Raw genomic sequence first — 17,623 nt, forward strand, 5'->3', positions numbered from 1 at the left:
CTGCCGTCAGGATGCGGGGGCGGGGGCGGGGCCCACCACGAGGGTGTCCGGCGGGCCGGCCGGCGGGGGGCCGGGCAGTCGCAGGGCCTCGCGGCCGGGAGTGATCGAGCCGAGGATGCGCGGCCCGGCGGCACCGGTACAGCCGGGTGCGCTGCCTGGCAGCCCGTGCAGGGTGAGGAAGCCCAGTACGGCGAAGGCGTAGGCCTCCTTCGCGGCGGCGGGCAGACCCAGCGCATCCGAGGTGCGCAGCGCGGTGGCGGGTCCGAGTTCCGTGCGGAGCATGTCCATCAGGACGGGATTGCGGGTGCCGCCGCCGGAGGCGATGACCTCGGTGGCGCCCAGCGGGCGCAGTGCGTCCGCGACCGTGCGGGCCGTGAGCCGGGTCAGGGTGGCGAGCAGATCGGGTGCCGGGAGGGGAGTGAAGGGGGCCAGGGCGGTGTGGAGGTGGCGATGGTGGAAGAGTTCCCGGCCGGTGGTCTTGGGGGCGGGCAGCGCGTAGTACGGCTCGGCGAGGAGGCGGGCCAGCAGGGGTTCGTGGACGGTGCCGGCGGCGGCCAGGGCGCCGTCTGCGTCGTGGTCGAGCCGCCCGCCGGTGAGCTCCCGTACGGCGGCGTCGAGGAGGGCGTTGCCCGGTCCGGTGTCGAAGGCCACCGGTTCGCCGGCCGGGGGCAGCACGGTGAGGTTGGCGATGCCGCCGATGTTGAGTGCGGCCGGGACGCCGGGCCGGCCGCGCAGCCACATCCGGTCGATCAGGCTCACCAGGGGTGCGCCCTGGCCGCCGGCGGTGATGTCCCGGGGCCGGAAGCCGGCGACCACGGGCCGGCCGGTGGCCTCGGCGATCCAGGCGGGTTCGCCGATCTGCAGGGTGCCGTGGACCCGGCCGCCGTCGGCCCAGTGGTAGACGGTCTGGCCGTGCGAGGCGAACAGCCCGGCCCGGCCGCCGCACAGTTCACGGTCGGCGCGCAGGGCCACCCGGGCGAAGGCCTGGCCGATCCGGGTGTCCAGGCGGCACACCTCCGCGAGGGTGGTGGCGGCCGGCGGGAGGGCCGCGGCCAGGGCGGCCGTCAGCTCGGCCTCGTACGGTTCGCCGACCATGCCGAGCGGGGTGAGGTACAGGGTGCGGCCCACCACGGTCAGGTCGGCCGCGGCGGCGTCGATCGCATCGCAGGAGGTTCCGGACATCAGGCCGACGACTCTCATGGCAGGGGCCTCCGGTGGTCGTCGGGACGCAGGGTGAGCAGGGCGGGGATGCCCAGGGCGCAGGCGCCGGCCGCGTAGAGGGCGGGCACGTCCGGGTTGCCGGTGCGGCGGACGAGTTCGGTGACGAGGAGGCCGGCGCAGCCGGCGAACACGGCGTTGGAGAGGGCGTACGCGGTGGCCAGGCCGGTACAGCGGACGGCGGTGGGGAACATTTCGGCGAGCATGGCCGGGCCGGGGCCGGCCAGCAGGCCGATGACCGCGCCGGCCGCCAGCAGGGCGGCGGCCTTGGCGGGGGTGCCGGCGGCCGGGTTCCGGAGCAGGTGCAGCAGCGGCAGCGCGAGCAGCACGACGAGGCCGGCACCGCAGAGCATGACCGCCCGGCGGCCGATCCGGTCGCTGAGCACGCCGGCGGGCAGGATCGCGGCGGCGAAGCCCAGGTTGGCGAGCACAGTGGCGATCAGGGCCTGCCGGAAGGAGGCGTGGAGGGTGACCTGGAGGTAGGAGGGCAGCACCACGAGGAAGGTGTACCCGGCCGCCGACCAGCCCATGATCCGCCCGATCCCGAGGAGCAGGGTCCGCACCACGGCCATGGCCTCGGCAGCCTGCGGTGCCGAGGCGGCGGGTGCGGCGGCCGGCGGTGCCATGGCCTCGGCAGCCCCTGGTGTCGGGCCGGCGGGTGCCAGGGCCTCGACACCCCGCCCTGCCACACACCCAGCCGCCCTGGGTGCCGAGGCCTCAGCGGCCTGCGGTGCCGAGGCGGCGGGTGCGGCGGCCGGCGGTGCCATGGCCTCGGCAGCCCGCCGTGCCACGACCCCCGCCGCCCTGCGGCGGTACGCGGGGGTTTCCGGGAGGCTCAGGCGGAGGCGGAGGGCGGCGACGCCGAGGGGCAGGGTCAGCAGGAACGGGACCCGCCACCCCCAGGCGTACAGGTCGGCCTCGCTGAGGACGGTGGCCGTGCCGGCGGCCACGGCCGCGCCCGCGAGCAGGCCGAGGGCGACGGTGAAGGACTGCCAGGCGCCGTACCGGCCCCGCTGTCCCGGGGGTGCGCACTCGGTCATCACGCTGACGGCGCCGCCGAACTCCCCGCCCGCGGAAAGCCCTTGGAGGGCGCGCAGCGCGGTCAGCAGCCAGGGCGCCGCCGCCCCGGCCGTGGCGTGGGTGGGCAGCAGGCCGATCAGGGTGGTGGAGACGGTCATGAGGCCCACGACGAGCAGCAGGACGGGCCGCCGCCCGGCCCGGTCGCCCAGGCGGCCGAAGAGCACGGCGCCGACCGGCCGGAAGAAGAAGGCCACGGCGAAGGCGGCGTACGTTCCGGCCAGTGCCTCGGCCCGGCCCCCGCCGGGCGGGGTGAAGAACAGGTCGGCGATGACGGTGGCGAAGTAGCCGTAGACCCCGAACTCGTACCACTCGACGAAGTTGCCGACCGATCCGGCGATCAGCGCCCGCCGCGGCGGCACGGGAGACGCCGGCCCGGAACCCGGCGGTCCGAAACCCGGCGGCGTCGCCCGGAGCGCGGGCCGGGTCACGAGGTTTCGACGGCCGCCTTGATCCGGGCGCCGAACGCGGGGGCGTCCCGGCGGGCGGCGACGAGTGCCAGGCCGACCAGGAGCTTGCCGATCCCGTGGCCTTCGAGCAGGTTGTGGATCCGGACCCGGGTCCGGTCCCCGGGCAGCGGCTCCAGGTCGTACCCGCCCTCGGTGGCCGTCACCAGGTTCTTGGACACCTCGGCCCAGCGGATCAGCCCGGGCGCCTCCAGGGCGGTGATGCGGAACTCGCGGCGGGTCGTCATGCCGGCGTCCTTCACGGTGCTCCGGAAGACGGTGCCGACGGCCGTCGGGCCGGCCGGGGTCTTCTCGATCCGCTGCACGCGGGGGCTGAACTCGGGGTCGTTGCGGCCGTCGGCCAGGTAGGCGAACACCTCCCCGATGGGCCGGTCGATCTCGACGGTCGCCTCGAACTGCCCTGCCATGCCCGCTCCTCGCTGCCGGGGCCGTGCCTGCCCGGGTGCAGGATGCCAGACCCGGGCGCCCGGGCCCGGCAGGCTCTGCTAGTCTCGCGCGCCGCCCCGGCCGGGGCGGCGGAGAGTTCGGGAACACGGGGACGGTACGGATGGACGGGGTGGGGGCCCTGGATTCGCTCGGGGCGGTCGCGGAGGAGGCCGCGGAGCTGCTCGGGAGCACCGGCAGCGGCAGCGTGGTGGCGTACGAGGGGATGCTGGAGGCGCTGGTCCGCTGGTGCGGCCGGGACCGGGCGGGGCTCGGCGCGGCGCTGCAGCCGGTCCTCGAGCGGTACGACCACTTCCGGCCCCGGTCGAACGCGGGGCGGCGGCTGCTGGACGTGATGCGCAGTGCCGCCGGCCCCGTCGGCCCGGTCCTGCCGGGTCCGGCCGCGGGGGACGGCCGCGGGCGGTGGCTGGAGACCTGTCAGCACGAGGCGGTGGAGCTGGTCCTGGGCACCCGGACCGGAGAGCTGGCGGTGCGGCTGCGGCACGGGGACGTGCCGCCGATGCTGCTGGCCACGGCCGGCCGGGAGAGCGGGGCCCTGGACGCGTACGAGCTGGTGATGCGCCTGACCGAGTACGAGCAGGCGGGGGCCCGGCCGGGGCCCGCCGACCTGGGGCAGGCGCTGCTGCGCTGCGGCGGCGGTCCGGCCGATCCCGAAGTGGTGCGTGCGGCGGAGGAGTTGACCCTGCCCGAGGGGCCGCGGGTGGCCGCGTGGCTGCGGGCGGGCGGGCTGCCGCAGCCCGGGTGGTCCCGGGAGCAGGAGCCCGGGGCACCGGAGCCGCCGAGCCGGCGGCGCGGGGCCCGGGTGGGGCGGCGGGTGCTGGTGGGCACCGGGGCGCTCGACGGCCGTGGTGAGTTCCCCCGGACCTTCTGGCCGCTGTTCCGCCCGTTCGAACCGCTGATCGGCTGCAACCACCTGCTGCTCGACCACCGGGAGCGGCACGCGGCGGCGGCGCTGCCCTGGCATCCGGAGATCGTTGCGGCCCGGCTGCTGACCGAGGTCGCGGCCGGCACCGACCAGGGCGGCGCGGACGGGCCGGAGTTCCTGCCCGCCCTGGCGGGAGCCGCGGGCCCGCCCGGGCCGGCCGTCCATCTGGCGCTGGCCTACGGCCTGGCTTCGGCCCATGCCGCCGACCGGGAGGCGGCGGTACGGGCGCTGCTGGACCTGGCGGCGGGCGGCCGGCTGGACGGGGAGCTGCTGGGTCGGGAGATCGCCGCACTGGTGCTGCTGGGCACCGCCGGGCTGCCGGTGGTGACCGCTTCGCTGGCCGCGGCGGCCGGCCCGCCCGGCGCCCCGCCCGGTACCCCGGGCGGGGTCGTCGCGGCCGGGGCCGTGGCCGTGTGGCCGGTGCTGGCCGCGGCCCTGGAGCCACTGCTGGCGGCGCTGCGGACCGGCACCCTGCGCCGGGCCCACCCGGCCCTGCTGGAGCTGGCCGCGGACTGCGCGCAGCGGTGCGCGGCCCGCGGCCCGATCGCCGAGGTCACCGCTCTGGCGCAGCGCCCCGGTTCCGCACAGTCGGTACGCGCGGCCCGCCGCCTGCGGGACCTGCTGGCCGGAGCGTGACGGCAGCGGGCCGAGCGGGGGCGGGCCGGGCGCAGTGGCGTAGGGATCAGGTGCCCAGCGCCGCACCCCGCCACTGCTGGTTGGTGTGGGTGGGGGTGCAGTCCCAGATGCCGACGCGGGCACCGTTGCCGGTGGCCCAGCCGAGGGCGTCCAGGCACTTTCCGGAGTGGACGCTGCGCAGCAGGCCGCCCGGGAGCTGTTCCCACTTCTGGTTCAGGCCCTGGTGGCAGGAGTTCAGGCCGATGTGCGAGCCGTTCTCGGTCTTGCCGTACTGGACGTCCATGCACCGGCCGAGGGCGCGGACGGTGCCGTCGCTCTCGAGCTTCCAGGCTTGTGCGTCGGTGCCGTTGCAGTCGTAGATCTGGATGGGGGTGCCGTCGGTCCGGCCGGCGCCCTTGACGTCCAGACACTTGCCGGAGTGCACGCCGACGATCTGGCCGGAGCCGGCGGGCGGCGCCGGGACGCAGTAGATCTCCACGGCCACCTGGTAGTAGCCGTTTCCACCGATGGGCATCGCGTGCGGGCCGGCGGAGCGGGCGCACCGGGAGGTCTGGTAGCCCTCGTTGACGGCCTGGGCGTAGGCGCTGTCCCAGGAGGCCCGGGTGGCGATGTTGAGGGGGCCGTAGCCGTGGCCGACGAAGTACTTGGCGGCGGAGGGCTCGGCGGTGGCCGCGGCCGGGGCGGTGACCGCCGTGGGAGCGGCGGCGGGAACGGGGGCGGCGGCGGCCTGGCCGGCGAAGAGGGTCGCGGCGGCGAGGAGGGTCGCGGCTGCCGTCGGCAGCCATCGGGCCAGCTTCACAAGAGGTCCTTTCACGGATGCACGGATACACGGGTGCACAGGTGCACAGGTGGAGTGGAACGGGAGGGTGGAACCGCCGGGCCCGCGGTGTGTCCGACCCTAGCCACGGAACCCGCCCTCGGAGTCTCACCGGGGTATCAACTCCGGCCGCCGAACGGCCTGTTCCGGCCGTGACGGGAACTGATCGCGCTGGGTATCGTCCCGGGTCCGTGGAGTGCACCGATGATCTCGCCCGGCTGCGGGCCGCCCTCGCCCTTCCCGGCCTGGTCAACCTGACCGGCGCGCTGGGGCTGGGGAAGAGCCGGCTGGCCCGGCAGCTGCCCGTGTCCGCCGTCGTGGACCCGGCCGCCGCCGGGAGCCCGGCGGCGCTGGCGGCCCAGGCCGCGCTGCCGGCAGGCCTGCTGCTGGTCGACGGGGTGGACGGGCCGGACCGGCGGGCCGCCCTGGCCGCGGCACTGCAGGAGGTTCCGGTACGCCGCCCGGTGCTGCTGGTCAGCCGGCTGCCGCTGCGGGCGGCTGCGGGCTGGACCGAACTCGCCCCGGCCACCGTGGCGGTCGGCCCCCGGCTCCCGGCGGCGGTCGAGGCACAGGCCCGGGCTGCCGGGGTCACCGATGCGCAGGCTCTGGAGCTGGTGCTGCGGCTGGCCGGCGGGGTGCCGCTGCTGGCGGAACTGGCCTGCCGGGCGCTGCACGCCGGGATCGGTCCGGAGGTGCCGGGCGCGGTCGCCGACCGGATGGCGGACGAGGTGCTGGACCGGCTGGCGCGGGAGCGGCCGGGGCGGCACTGGCGGCATGCGCTGCGCCTGCTGGCGACCGTACGGGCCGGTGACGAGCATCTGCTGCCGGGCGGGCCCGGGCTGTTCTCCGCGCTGGCCGGGCTGAGCCTGATCCGGCACGACCGGCTGGGGCTGGCAATCCGGGAGCCGTACCGCAGCCTGTTCGAACTGGCCTACCAGTGGCGGCGCCCGCAGGCGCACGCGCAGGTGCGTCTGCGGGCCGCCGACTACCGCCGGGAGCTGCTGGCGGCGTGCACGGCGGGGCCCGAGGAGCGGGCCGGGCTGGTGGAGGAGGGGCTGTTCCTGAGCGGTGAGCCGCTGCTGCGCGGCACCCTGTTCCCGCCCGCGGAACCGGAGGCCCGGATCGGCCCGGCGCGGCCGTCGGAGGCCGATGACATCGGCCGGCTGATGCACGGGTGGGCGGTGCGCAGCGGATTCGACGTACGGCGCTCGGCGCGGTTCACCGAGCGCTGGCTGGCGGACGGTCCGGGCACGTTCCGGCTGGCGCGGGACCGCGAGGGCAGGCCGGTGGGGCTGGCCGCGCTGGTGCCCGTGGCCGCGGGTACGGAGGGCGCGATCGAGCCGCTGCTGCAGCAGCACGCGGCCGGCCTGGTGGACGGGGGCGGGCCGGGCGGGCTGTTCCTCGGCGCGGCGTACGGCACGGATCCGGTGGTGCACGCGCAGATCCTGCGGCACATCCTGGTGCAGGCGGTGCAGGCCGGCCATCTGGTGGTGTCCACGGCCAGCCCGGAGTACCAGGCACTGCTGCGGGCGCTCAGCTTCCGGCCGCACGGCGGGATCCGCGACGACGTCTACCGGTGCGGGCGCCGGCCGGAGGTCTACAGCCACGGCTTCGGCGCGGCCGATCTGCCGGGGTGGCTGCGGGTGCTGGCTCCCGGGGCGTCCGGCGGGCCGTTCGGGGAGCTCGATCCGGCCGCGCTGGTGGCGTGGGCGCTGGCCAGGGTGGGCGATGCGGCGGCGCTGGCGGAGAGCCCGCTGCTGGCGGCCTGCCCCGGGTTCGGCTCGCCGGAGGGGCTGCGCGGGTGGCTGCGGAGTACGGTCCTGGAGCTGGTGGACGCGGAGGACGGGGCGGATGCCGAGGCGGGGGCCATCCTCCAGGCCTACTACCTGGGGCGGGCCCGGACCCACCACCAGGTGGCCCGGCGGCTGCACTTGAGCCGGGCCACCTACTTCCGTCGGCTGCGGCGGGGGCTGTCGCTGGTGGCGGGGCGGCTCCCCGCGCCGCCCGTGCAGTGACCGCCTCCGCCGGACCGGTCAGCCGGTGGGGAAGTTGTCGGCGGTGCGGATCCGGTCGCGGATCCAGACGCCGGCCGGCTTCAGCGGGGCGGTGCCGGTCCAGGGGCCGCCTGCGTTGCAGGTGCCGGTCTTGAAGACGGCCCCGGAGCGGTGGTCGTCGGAGAAGTTCCAGTTGACCCAGCTGATCTTCTTGGCGGCCATCAGGTCGAGGTACTTCTGCGTCATGGTGAAGTCGTTCGCCCCTTCACCGGCGTAGTTCTGGGTGCCGAACTCGGTGACGAACACGGGGATCCGGTCGGCTGCGCGGGTCAGCGCGGCCAGGTACTCGTCGCCGTGCGAGGCGGCGTAGAAGTGGAAGGTGTAGAGGATGTTGGCGGCGTTCACCGGGTTGTTGACGACCTCGTTCTCGTTGGCCCCTTCGGACACTCCGAGGGAGGACCAGGCGCGGGTGCCGACCAGGACGGGGGCGTTGGAGTCGATGCCGCGGATCACCGGGATGATCTTTTCGGCGTAGCTCTTGACGGTGGACCAGCCCACCCCGCTGGGCTCGTTGGCCACCTCGTAGAAGATGTTGTTCTTGTCCTTGTGGCGGTTGGCGATCGCGGTGAAGAAGGTCTTGGCGCGGGCCAGGTTGTAATGGGGGTCCCCGGGGTCGAGCATGTGCCAGTCCACGATGACGTACATGCCGCGGGCGGTGGCCGCTTCGATCAGGGAGTGGGCGAGGTCGGTGTATTTCTGCGGGTCGGTCTCGTAACCGCCCTCCTGCACATAGGTGGAGACGCGCAGGACGTCGGCGTTCCAGTCCTTGGCGAGGGCGTCGAGCGATCCGCCGGTCAGGCACTGGGCGTACCACTGGGTGCCGTGGCTGCTCATACCGCGCAGCTGGACCGGTTTGCCGTACCGGTTGCAGAGCTTGGTGCCGCAGACGGCAAGTTGGCCGTTGACGGCGACCGGGGTGGCGCCCGGCTGGGGCGGGGTGGTGGCGGAGTCGACGGCGAGGTGGTCGACGTTGGGGCCGCCGGCCGCGCTGGTGGCGGTGGCCCGGATGGTGTTGGGTCCCGCCTTGAGCGAGGCGGTGAGGCCGGTGGTGGCCCAGGTGGTCCAGGAGCCGGTGCTGTGGAACGCCTTGTTCGCCGCGACGGTGCTGCCGTTGACCGTGAGGGTCATCGGCCGGTTGGCGGTACTGCCGTTGGCGTGGCGCAGGGTGAGCACGGCACTGCCCGCGGCGGCGGCGTTGACGGTCCACTCGACGTAACTGCCGCTGGTGTTGTCGTAGTTGACGAAGCCGCTGCCGGTGTAGCCGGTGTGGTTGGACTCCACCAGGCCTCGGGAGACGGTGGCGGTCTCGGCCTCGTGGACGGTGGCCGCGGCAGGGCCTGCGGCCGGGACTGCGGCGGAGGCGGTGGGGGAGGTCTCGGCCAGGCCGACGATCAGGGTGCCGAGGAGGGTTCCGGCGACGGCAACGGCCGGCAGCCGGAGGCGTGGGGGTATCACGATGTCTCCATCCCGTGGGTGATCGTGTGTGCATGCGGTCATGCGGTCATGCGGTCATGCGATCGTAAGGAAACTTTCCTAACGACAGGAATGGAATAGCAGCGTCCGACGGTCCGCCACAAGACTGCGGACGTCGCCCGGTTGACGCCGAACCGGTCAATCCGCTCGCGGCGGGGAACCCGCCGGGCCCGCCGCGCATCATGATCCGTGAGGGCCGTGGCGCACAGCCGCCCGGCCCGCACGCCATGGAACGCCGAACACCGAATACCGAATGAGTCGAGGAAGAAACGTGCCCCTGTCGCCGCAACGGCACCTGGCCGTCAGCGCCACCCTGCTCACCGCCCTGGTGGCCGGTCTCGCACCGGCCGCCACGGCCCACGCCGCGCCCGCGGCACCCGCAGCACCCGCCACCTCCCCCGCCGCGGTGCCGTCGCCCGCGCCCGATCTCGAGGGTGTGGACCGGGCGTTGCGCGACGCGATGGCCCAGGGCGCACCGGGCGCGATGGCCCGGCTCACCGGCCCCGGCTGGGTGGAGTCGCGTACGGAGGGCGTCCGGGACCGCACCTCGGGCGCCGCCATGGACACCAAGGCCCGCTTCCGGATCGGCAGCGTCACCAAGACCTTCTCCTCCGTGGTGCTGCTCCAGCTGGTGGACGAGGGCAAGCTGGAGCTCGACGCCCCGGTCAACCGGTACCTGCCCGGGCTGCTGCCCGACGACCGGATCACGGTGCGCCATCTGCTGAGCCACCGCAGCGGGCTGGCGGACTACACCGAGGCGATGTTCGAGCACACCGTGCCCGGGTTCGAAGCGGTACGGAACCGGGTGTTCAGCCATCAGGAGCTGGTGGACCTCTCGCTGCGCGAGCCGCGGACCACCGAGCCCGGGGCCGCGTACAAGTACTCGAACACCAACTTCGTGGTGGTCGGGATGCTCATCGAGAAACTGACCGGGCGCCCGGTGGCCAAGGAGTACGAGCGCCGCATCATCAAGAGGCTCGGGCTGCGGAACACCTCGTACGTACACCCCGAGACGCGCATCAAGGGGCTGCACGTACGCGGCTACCTGCACCCGGACGAGGCCGGTGCGCCGCTGGTGGACTCCACCGAGCAGACCGCGTCCTGGGCGCAGTCCGCCGGGGCGATGATCTCCAACCCGGCCGATCTGAACACCTTCATGTCCGCGCTGCTCCGGGGCCGGCTGCTGTCGCCGCGGATGCTGGAGGCCATGACCACGATGACCCCGACGGACACCACCAACACCCGTTTCTACGGGCTGGGTCTGCGCCGCTACGACCTGTCGTGCGGCACCTCGGTGTACGGCCACACCGGGACCGTGCAGGGCTTCTACACGTACGCCTTCACCACCCGGGACGGCCGGCGCAGCCTGTCCGCACTGGCGAACACCTCGAACCGGGGCGTGGCCAACACGGCACTCGGCGGAACGCTGGAGGCGGCGTTCTGCGGCAAGAAGCCGGCCGTGGCCGGCTCCGCCAAGGCGCGCGGGTTCTCGGTGGCCCCGGCGGAGGCGGACCTGCCGGAGCGCGGCTGACACATGACGGCGGCGCGGTCACCCCTGCTCCGGGGGTGACCGCGCCGCGGCGTACGACGGCCTACGCCGCCGGCGTGCCCTTCGGGGCCGCCGGAGACGCCGGGGCCGGCGCCGGTGCGTCGGCCGGGGTGCAGGTGACCTCGTCGCGCGGGGTGTAGTGGGTGGTGAAGTTCTCGCGCTTCACCTCGCGGCCGTCCTGGCGGAAGATCCGGCCGACGGTGACGTCGAAGCCCTCCAGCGGGGTCTGGACCTCGCACTTCGGCAGGGTGCCGGTGCGCTTGCCGGGCTCCTTGATCTGGGTACGCGGCCCCTGGGTCGCCTCGATCTCGTACTTCTTCGTGCCGAACAGACGGATCGTCACCGAGGTGTCGTCGGACTCGGCCTGGACGTAGATGGCGTGGCCGGAATCGTTCAGCCAGCGCAGATCGAGGGTGCCCCAGGCGACGGTGGCCTCCCGGCCTTCGGGGTAGCGCTCGATGTAGAAGGAGTGGGCACCGAACTCGATGGGCTTCACACCTGCGAAGAACATCGCGTTGAACATGGTGGTGGCCACGGCCGAGACCCCGCCGCCGGGGGACTTGGTGTACTGCCCGTCGTTGATCATGATGCCGTCGACGAAGCCGCTCTCCTTCGTGCGTTCGCCCACCGTGCGGTTGAAGCTCCACTGCTCCCCGGGGAGGACGACCGAGCCGTCGATGAGCTCCGCGGCGCGGCCGATGTTGGTGATGCGGTAGGGGGCCGCGGGGAAGTTGACGGTGAAGGAGGAGAGCTGCTCCCGGATGCCGAGCTGCGCTGCGGACTCCCCGGTGATCCGGGGCCGGACGGCCTCGGTGGCGACCGCTCCGGTGCGGCCCGCCCCGGTGCCGGTCAGCAGCGGCCGGACGGCGTCGCCGAGGGCCTTGGCGGTGACCTGGGCACCCGTCCGGGCCTCGGAGACCACCTGGACCCGGCCGGCGGTGTCGACCCCGAGCCGTGCGTCCCGGGCGCTCGGAACGGCCTGGGCCAGCGGGCGGGCGACGGCGGGGTCGGCGAGCAGGCCCTTGGCGTCCAGGACCGGAACGAGGCGGTTGCCCTCGGCCTTCATCTCCAGGTGGCCGTCGAGCACGGCGGGGGTGATCGGGATGCGCCGGCCGGCCAGGGTGAGCGTGACCGGGCCGGACATCGCCGGCTCGGCGAACTCCTTCATGGCGCGCGCGGTCTCCGCTGCGCCGATCTTCGGCTGGGTCTGCTGCACCGGCAGCACCACGGGCGCGGCGTCGGCCCGGAGATAGGCCGCGCGGAGGTCGGCCAGGGCCTGGTCCCGGTTCTCGGCCAGGCGGACGCCGGTGACCGGCTCCACGGCCTTGGCGCGGCCCTTCTCGAAGGACACCTGCCCGTCGCGGACCTTCTGCTCGGTGGCGGCGCCGATGCCGTCGAGCGCGGTACGGGCCTTGTTCTCGTCCATCCGGACCACCGGCTCGACCGCGCGCTCGGAGGAGGTGAAGAGGCGGCCGAGCACGGCCACCGGGCCGGATCCCCCGCTGCCGGCGTTCTTGACGGTGGCGGCGGTGTCCAGGGTGAGGCCGAGGGCTGCGGCATCGGCCTTCTCGGTACGGTCGCCGATCTTCAGGGCGATGGGTGCCGCGAAGGCGGGTCCGAGCCGGCGGTCGAGTTCCGCCTGCGCCTTGGCCGGGCTCATGCCGCCGATGTCGATCCCGCGGACCGTGGTGCCTTCGGCGACCTGTCCGCCGGTGAGCAGCAGCCCGGTGAGGTAGAGACCGCCCAGGCCCACGGCAAGGGTGCCGCCGGCGACCGGCAGGACCGCCCGGCGCCCGTGGATGCGTATGCGTGCCATGTGTCCTGTCTCTCCCTGGGGCGCCGGCCGGTCGGATGGCGCGGGCCGACCGAGCGGTCAGGTATGCACCAGTTCGCCCATAATGATTCACCAAATTGGGCGAAATGGACCATAAATGTAATGGTCGTCACGGCAGACGGCAGGAGAGGCGCCCGGGAGGCATCACAAGGGCTTGGGTGTCCCATAAGTCCAACTTATGGGGTCATAACAACGGACCGGGTACCGAGTTAGGCTCGCCTAAGTTTAAGGTGATCATTCGCCCACGCCGTCGCTCGAAGGGAACCCTGTCATGCCCCGCCCCCTCCGGGTAGCCATCGTCGGAGCCGGCCCCGCCGGCATCTACGCCGCCGATGCGCTCCTGAAGTCCGAGGCTGCCGCCGACCCCGGCGTGTCCATAGACCTCTTCGAGAGGATGCCCGCGCCCTTCGGGCTGATCCGGTACGGCGTCGCCCCCGACCACCCGCGGATCAAGGGCATCATCACCGCCCTGCACCAGGTCCTCGACAAGCCCCAGGTGCGGCTCTTCGGCAACGTCGACTACCCGAACGACATCAGCCTCGACGAGCTCCACGCGTTCTACGACGCGGTGATCTTCTCGACCGGCGCCAGCGCCGACCGCGCCCTGGACATCCCCGGCGCCGGGCTCGACGGTTCGTACGGCGCGGCCGACTTCGTGTCCTGGTACGACGGCCACCCGGACGTCCCGCGCACCTGGCCCCTCGAGGCGGAGAAGGTCGCCGTCCTCGGCGTCGGAAACGTCGCCCTCGACGTGGCCCGCATCCTCGCGAAGACCGCGGACGAGCTGCTGCCGACCGAGATCCCGCCGAACGTCTACGAAGGCCTGCAGGCCAACCGGGCCAAGGAGATCCACGTCTTCGGCCGCCGCGGCCCGGCCCAGGCCAAGTTCAGCCCGATGGAGCTGCGCGAGCTGGACCACTCCCCCACCATCGAGGTCATCGTCAACCCCGAGGACATCGACTACGACGCCGGATCGATCGAGACCCGCCGCTCCAACAAGCAGGCGGACATGGTCGCCAAGACCCTGGAGAACTGGGCGATCCGGGACATCGGCGAGCGGCCCCACAAGCTCTTCCTGCACTTCTTCGAGTCCCCGGCCGAGATCCTCGGCGAGGACGGCCGGGTGACCGGGCTGCGCACCGAGCGCACGCAGCTGGACGGCAGCGGGAACGTCACCGGCACCGGCGAGTTCCAGGACTGGGACGTCCAGGCGGTGTACCGGGCGGTGGGCTACCTGTCCGAGGAACTGCCCAAGCTGCCGTGGGACGTCGAGTCCGGCACGGTCCCGGACGAGGGCGGCCGGGTGGTCGAAGCCGGCCGGCACCTTGCGTCCACGTATGTCACGGGCTGGATCCGGCGCGGTCCGATCGGCCTGATCGGCCACACCAAGGGCGACGCGAACGAGACGGTGGCCAACCTGCTCGACGACCACGCCAACGGCCGCCTGCCGGCCCCGGCCGCTCCGGAACCGGAGGCCGTGGACGCCTTCCTCGCCGAGCGCGGCGTCCGCCACACCACCTGGGACGGCTGGTACCGGCTGGACGCGGCCGAGAAGGCCCTCGGCGAGCCCCAGGGCCGCGAGCGCGTGAAGATCGTCGAGCGCGAGGAGATGCTCAAGGCGAGCGGCGCCTGACACCCCGCCTCGCGCCCAGGGCCCGCCCCCACCGCACTGCGCGGCCGGGGGCGGGCCCTTTTGCGCGCCCCCGGGCCGCGGCGGACAATCCGGAGCATGAGCTCCCAGGCGATCGCCTACCAGGGCGACACCCCGGTGGCCGCCCGGCAGGATCAGCTCGATGCCTGGATTGTCCAGTCCACGGGACAGGGCGGTTACGCCACCGAGGGCCCCTGCCCGGCCTGCGGACACCACACCGCACAGACGGTGTCGCCGCAGGCTCCGATCGAAGCGGAATCCACGGCCGAGGCGCTTCCGCCGGAGCGGCGCACCACCCGCCAGTTCCGCTGCGCCTGCCCGGTGGAACATCCGGCCCGGCCTTCGGCCGCCACGACCGGCTGCGGGCGCTGGTGGCTGGCGGCGGTCGAGCCCTGGGGCGACGGGGCCGGGCCCGGGGCCGGCTGGCGGCTGTCCGCGCAGGTCGATCCGCTGGTCGGGCGGGCTGCCGCGGAGCTGTCCGCAGCCGCCGCGGTCGAGCTGTCCTCGGCCCGTGCGGTGGCCGAGAAGTGGCTGCCGGGGCTCGCCGCCCTGTACGGGCTGTTCGCCATCGCCGGCACGGTGGCCGGCAAGGACGCGGTGGCGCATCTGAGCACCGGGGCCCGGGTGGCCGTCTTCCTGGTCTTCGCCGCCGGCACCCTGCTGGCCGCCCTCTCCATCGCTGCCGGGTACCGGGCCGCGTTCGGCTGGCTGCGCGTCGGCAAGGGCGACGACGTCGGGACGGACGAGAAGCTGCTCGCCTGGTACCAGGCGAAGCGGAACCAGGCGGTGGGCTCCATCGGTGCCCGGCTGCGGACCGCCCTGCTCACCGCCCTCGGCTCCCTGGTCTGCCTGATCGTGGCGCTGGGCATCGTCTGGCTCGGCCCGGCCGGCACACCGTAGCAATATATGCATAAGCAAATCACTACCCGCCGGTCAGGATTCCGCCTATCACGGAGCCCACCCCGGAAACATGGTCACAGCAGCCAATTCTCTTCTCACGAGATGGCGTTGACACGCTCCGTATCCGGTCGTTAACTTCACGGCGTCGTCGCCACACCAGGAGCACGAGGCTCCATCGGGACTCGCGACGCGGAGGACATTCTCCAGTTGACGACGTTGACCACAGCGACAGCCACGGCAACGGAACTCTTCAGAGTCCAGCCCTACACCCTTCACTGCCAGGTCATCCACGATCAGGGCGATCACGCTCTGATCGGCATCTCCCCCGGGAACAGCTACTTTTCGGCCCAGCGCGTACTGGACCTCGGCCGTTGGGGGGCCGAGAACTTCCGTGAGGTCGACATCCTCTACACCGACCTCCATGTGGCCGAGATGTACGAGGCCTTCGGGTACGACCCGATCGACGCCCAGCGCAAGACGGTCAAGAACCTGCGCGGCGTCCGCGCCAAGGTCAACAACGCCGCAGCCGCCCTCGATCCGGGCGACGGCCGGATCCGGGCCAGGACGCTGTCCGAGTTCACCGAGAACGCGGCGTACCGGGAGATCCATGCCCGGATCCTCAAACTCCTCGACTCCGACCCGGAGTTCCGCGAGGTCTGCGAGGGGCTCGCGACCTACTTCCTGTCCACCAAGTCGGACGGGGCGCCCAGTACCCAACGGCAGCGCGAGGTCTGCCTGAAGTACATCTGCGCCGAGGCCCCGCTCTTCCTGGACACCCCGGCCATCTTCGGGGTCCCGTCCTCGCTCAACTGCTACCACCAGCTCCTGCCGATGGCCGAGCTGCTGTACTCCCGAGGCGCGGGGCTGCGCGCCTCCCGCAACCAGGGCCACGCCGTCATCACGCCCGCCGAAGGAGCACCCGATGTCCGTTGAGACGCTGCCCGAGCTGATCGACTTCCCCTTCGATTCGCGCGGTGACCGTCTGCCCGCGGAGATCGAGGCGTTGCGCGCCGAGCCGGTGAAGAAGGTCCGGACGATAGCCGGCGACGAAGCCTGGCTCGTGTCCTCCTATCAGCTGTGCAAGCAGGTTCTGGAGGACCCGAGGTTCAGCCTCAAGGAGACCTCGGCGCCGGGCGTGCCCCGGCAGTACGCACTGACGATCCCGCCCGAAGTCGTCAACAACATGGGCAACATCACCGGAGCGGGCCTGCGCAAGGCGGTGCTGAAGGCGATCAACCCCAAGGCCGAGGGCCTGGCGGACTACATCCGTGCGAACGCCGCCGAGCTGGTCGACAGGATCCTCGCCACCGGTGCTCCGGTGGACCTGCGGGCCGCGTTCACCAGCCCGTACTCGGAGGCGATGCACTGCCGGATCCTGGGCATCCCGTTCGAGGACGCCCAGAGGCTGGCCGCCAGCCTGGACATCGCCTTCATGAACTCCGCCTGCCCGGTCACCGGCGCCAAGCTCAACTGGGACCGGGACATGGCCTACATGGTGGAGCGGCTGGACGACCCCGCCACCTACGGGCTGATGGCCGAGCTCGCCGCCCTGCGCGAGGACCCGGACTACGCGCACCTGACCGACGAGATGCTGGCGACGGTCGGTGTGACCTTCTTCGGCGCCGGCGTGATCTCCACCATGGGCTTCCTGACCATGGCGCTCTTCTCGCTGTTGCAGCACCCCGAGCTGTGGGAGGAGCTCAAGGCCGACCGGTCGAAGATCCCGGCCGCGCTGGACGAGCTGCTGCGCATCAACCTGTCCATCGCCGACGGCCTGCCGCGGCTGGCCACGGAGGACCTGCAGCTCGGTGACGTGCTGGTGAAGAAGGGCGAGCTGGTGCTGGTACTGGTCGAGGGCGCCAACTTCGACCCGGAGGCGTTCGAGAACCCGGACGAGATCGACCTGGAGCGCCCGAACAACCACACGCACCTCTCCTTCGGGGGCGGCGGCCACTACTGCCCGGCCACCGCGCTCGGCAAGAAGCACGCCGAGATCGCCATCGAGACGCTGCTCGACAAGATGCCCGGGATGAAGCTCGCGGTGCCCGTCGATCAGCTGGTGTGGCGGACCCGCTTCATGAAGCGGATCCCGGAGCGCCTCCCGGTGATGTGGTGAATGGCCTGACGATCCGTCAGCCCAGCAGGGCGTAGACGGTGGAGGCCTTCGCGGCCGGCTCCTCGGCCCCCTCCGGGGTCAGGGTGACGTCCGCGAAGGCCATCCGCTTGCCCAGTTTGGTGATCCGTACGTCGATCAGGAGGTCGACGCCGACCACCGGGCGCTGGAAGCTGGTGGACTGCTGGACGGTGGTCATCGGGCCGTAGCCGCCGCGGGCCGCGGAGATCGCGATCACGGTGGCGGTGTCGGCGGCGGCCATCATGGCCTGTCCGGAGAGCCCGCCGCCGTCCCGGGCGAGCCGGTCGGACCAGGGCAGCCGGAGTACGGCGTGCTGCGGACCGGTCTCCCGGACGGTCAGGCCGAGGTCCAGCACCCAGGGGGCGAAGTTGTCGGCGAGGATCTTGTCGGCTTCAGCGGGTGCGAGGCTCATCCGGTGATTGTGGCGGCCCGGGAGGACCGCCA

Annotated in this window: 14 protein-coding genes; 7 read left to right on the forward strand and 7 right to left on the reverse strand. The window is 73.2% G+C overall.

The features are described from left to right. Positions 1 to 6: 6 nt before the first annotated feature. From DEJ50_RS04245 to DEJ50_RS04260, 3 genes are all read right to left on the reverse strand, one after another. Positions 7 to 1,200: an anhydro-N-acetylmuramic acid kinase gene (locus DEJ50_RS04245; protein WP_150206096.1), complete on the reverse strand. Its 1,194-nt coding sequence runs from the start codon at positions 1,198 to 1,200 to the stop codon at positions 7 to 9. Next, positions 1,197 to 2,657, reverse strand: a complete 1,461-nt coding sequence (locus DEJ50_RS34405; RefSeq protein WP_223837586.1) for an MFS transporter — start codon at positions 2,655 to 2,657, stop codon at positions 1,197 to 1,199. The genes DEJ50_RS04245 and DEJ50_RS34405 overlap by 4 nt, the downstream gene beginning before the upstream one ends. 65 nt (positions 2,658 to 2,722) lie before the next feature. After that, the gene (locus DEJ50_RS04260) at positions 2,723 to 3,169 is read right to left on the reverse strand and encodes an SRPBCC family protein (RefSeq protein WP_150206098.1); all 447 of its coding nucleotides are present in this window, start codon (positions 3,167 to 3,169) and stop codon (positions 2,723 to 2,725) included. 140 nt (positions 3,170 to 3,309) lie between these two features. Between DEJ50_RS04260 and DEJ50_RS04265 the strand changes: the two genes are divergently transcribed. Further along, positions 3,310 to 4,767, forward strand: a complete 1,458-nt coding sequence (locus DEJ50_RS04265) for a hypothetical protein (RefSeq protein WP_150206100.1) — start codon at positions 3,310 to 3,312, stop codon at positions 4,765 to 4,767. A 46-nt stretch (positions 4,768 to 4,813) separates the two neighbouring features. On the opposite strand, the gene DEJ50_RS04270 is transcribed toward DEJ50_RS04265, so the two are convergent. Next, positions 4,814 to 5,581, reverse strand: coding sequence for an RICIN domain-containing protein (locus DEJ50_RS04270; RefSeq protein ID WP_150206102.1), 768 nt, complete (start codon positions 5,579 to 5,581; stop codon positions 4,814 to 4,816). Positions 5,582 to 5,775: 194 nt separating this feature from the next. Here DEJ50_RS04270 and DEJ50_RS35155 point away from each other — a divergent pair, with 194 nt between their 5' ends. Then, positions 5,776 to 7,599 carry a hypothetical protein gene (locus DEJ50_RS35155; protein WP_150206103.1) on the forward strand — a complete coding sequence of 608 codons (1,824 nt, stop codon included), beginning with the start codon at positions 5,776 to 5,778 and terminating at the stop codon, positions 7,597 to 7,599. Positions 7,600 to 7,617: 18 nt separating this feature from the next. Here DEJ50_RS35155 and DEJ50_RS04280 read toward each other — a convergent pair whose 3' ends face one another. Beyond that, a complete protein-coding gene (locus DEJ50_RS04280) occupies positions 7,618 to 9,135 on the reverse strand; it encodes a cellulase family glycosylhydrolase (RefSeq protein ID WP_150206105.1) in 1,518 nt (505 codons plus the stop codon). 247 nt (positions 9,136 to 9,382) lie between these two features. Between DEJ50_RS04280 and DEJ50_RS04285 the strand changes: the two genes are divergently transcribed. Then, positions 9,383 to 10,642 (forward strand): serine hydrolase domain-containing protein, encoded by a 1,260-nt coding sequence (locus tag DEJ50_RS04285; protein WP_223837587.1) that lies wholly within the window; start codon positions 9,383 to 9,385, stop codon positions 10,640 to 10,642. A gap of 61 nt (positions 10,643 to 10,703) precedes the next feature. Here DEJ50_RS04285 and DEJ50_RS04290 read toward each other — a convergent pair whose 3' ends face one another. After that, positions 10,704 to 12,476 (reverse strand): VanW family protein, encoded by a 1,773-nt coding sequence (locus DEJ50_RS04290; protein ID WP_150206108.1) that lies wholly within the window; start codon positions 12,474 to 12,476, stop codon positions 10,704 to 10,706. Between the two features lie 289 nt (positions 12,477 to 12,765). Between DEJ50_RS04290 and DEJ50_RS04295 the strand changes: the two genes are divergently transcribed. The 4 genes from DEJ50_RS04295 (at position 12,766) to DEJ50_RS04310 (ending at position 17,161) form a co-directional block, all read left to right on the forward strand. After that, positions 12,766 to 14,127: an FAD-dependent oxidoreductase gene (locus DEJ50_RS04295; protein WP_150206110.1), complete on the forward strand. Its 1,362-nt coding sequence runs from the start codon at positions 12,766 to 12,768 to the stop codon at positions 14,125 to 14,127. Positions 14,128 to 14,223: 96 nt separating this feature from the next. Then, positions 14,224 to 15,045: a hypothetical protein gene (locus DEJ50_RS04300; RefSeq protein WP_150206112.1), complete on the forward strand. Its 822-nt coding sequence runs from the start codon at positions 14,224 to 14,226 to the stop codon at positions 15,043 to 15,045. 216 nt (positions 15,046 to 15,261) lie between these two features. Next, positions 15,262 to 15,978 carry a tRNA-dependent cyclodipeptide synthase gene (locus DEJ50_RS04305; RefSeq protein WP_223837588.1) on the forward strand — a complete coding sequence of 239 codons (717 nt, stop codon included), beginning with the start codon at positions 15,262 to 15,264 and terminating at the stop codon, positions 15,976 to 15,978. Further along, positions 15,968 to 17,161, forward strand: a complete 1,194-nt coding sequence (locus DEJ50_RS04310; RefSeq protein ID WP_150206116.1) for a cytochrome P450 — start codon at positions 15,968 to 15,970, stop codon at positions 17,159 to 17,161. Before DEJ50_RS04305 ends, DEJ50_RS04310 begins: the two co-directional genes overlap by 11 nt. Positions 17,162 to 17,177: 16 nt before the next feature. Here the strand turns inward: DEJ50_RS04310 and DEJ50_RS04315 are convergent, their stop codons facing one another. Beyond that, positions 17,178 to 17,591 carry a PaaI family thioesterase gene (locus DEJ50_RS04315; protein ID WP_150206118.1) on the reverse strand — a complete coding sequence of 138 codons (414 nt, stop codon included), beginning with the start codon at positions 17,589 to 17,591 and terminating at the stop codon, positions 17,178 to 17,180. Positions 17,592 to 17,623: the final 32 nt, after the last annotated feature.

This window comes from Streptomyces venezuelae (assembly GCF_008642295.1).
GTDB lineage: Bacteria > Actinomycetota > Actinomycetes > Streptomycetales > Streptomycetaceae > Streptomyces > Streptomyces venezuelae_C.

What these genes read in the sequence shown, in the direction of transcription:
- DEJ50_RS04295 (WP_150206110.1), top strand. Translation starts at nt 12,766, where the DNA reads ATGCCCCGCCCCCTCCGGGTAGCCATCGTCGGAGCCGGCCCCGCCGGC.
- DEJ50_RS04290 (WP_150206108.1), bottom strand. Translation starts at nt 12,476, where the DNA reads ATGGCACGCATACGCATCCACGGGCGCCGGGCGGTCCTGCCGGTCGCC.
- DEJ50_RS04260 (WP_150206098.1), bottom strand. Translation starts at nt 3,169, where the DNA reads ATGGCAGGGCAGTTCGAGGCGACCGTCGAGATCGACCGGCCCATCGGG.
- DEJ50_RS04280 (WP_150206105.1), bottom strand. Translation starts at nt 9,135, where the DNA reads ATGACCGCATGCACACACGATCACCCACGGGATGGAGACATCGTGATA.
- DEJ50_RS04300 (WP_150206112.1), top strand. Translation starts at nt 14,224, where the DNA reads ATGAGCTCCCAGGCGATCGCCTACCAGGGCGACACCCCGGTGGCCGCC.
- DEJ50_RS04245 (WP_150206096.1), bottom strand. Translation starts at nt 1,200, where the DNA reads ATGAGAGTCGTCGGCCTGATGTCCGGAACCTCCTGCGATGCGATCGAC.
- DEJ50_RS04315 (WP_150206118.1), bottom strand. Translation starts at nt 17,591, where the DNA reads ATGAGCCTCGCACCCGCTGAAGCCGACAAGATCCTCGCCGACAACTTC.
- DEJ50_RS04310 (WP_150206116.1), top strand. Translation starts at nt 15,968, where the DNA reads ATGTCCGTTGAGACGCTGCCCGAGCTGATCGACTTCCCCTTCGATTCG.
- DEJ50_RS04265 (WP_150206100.1), top strand. Translation starts at nt 3,310, where the DNA reads ATGGACGGGGTGGGGGCCCTGGATTCGCTCGGGGCGGTCGCGGAGGAG.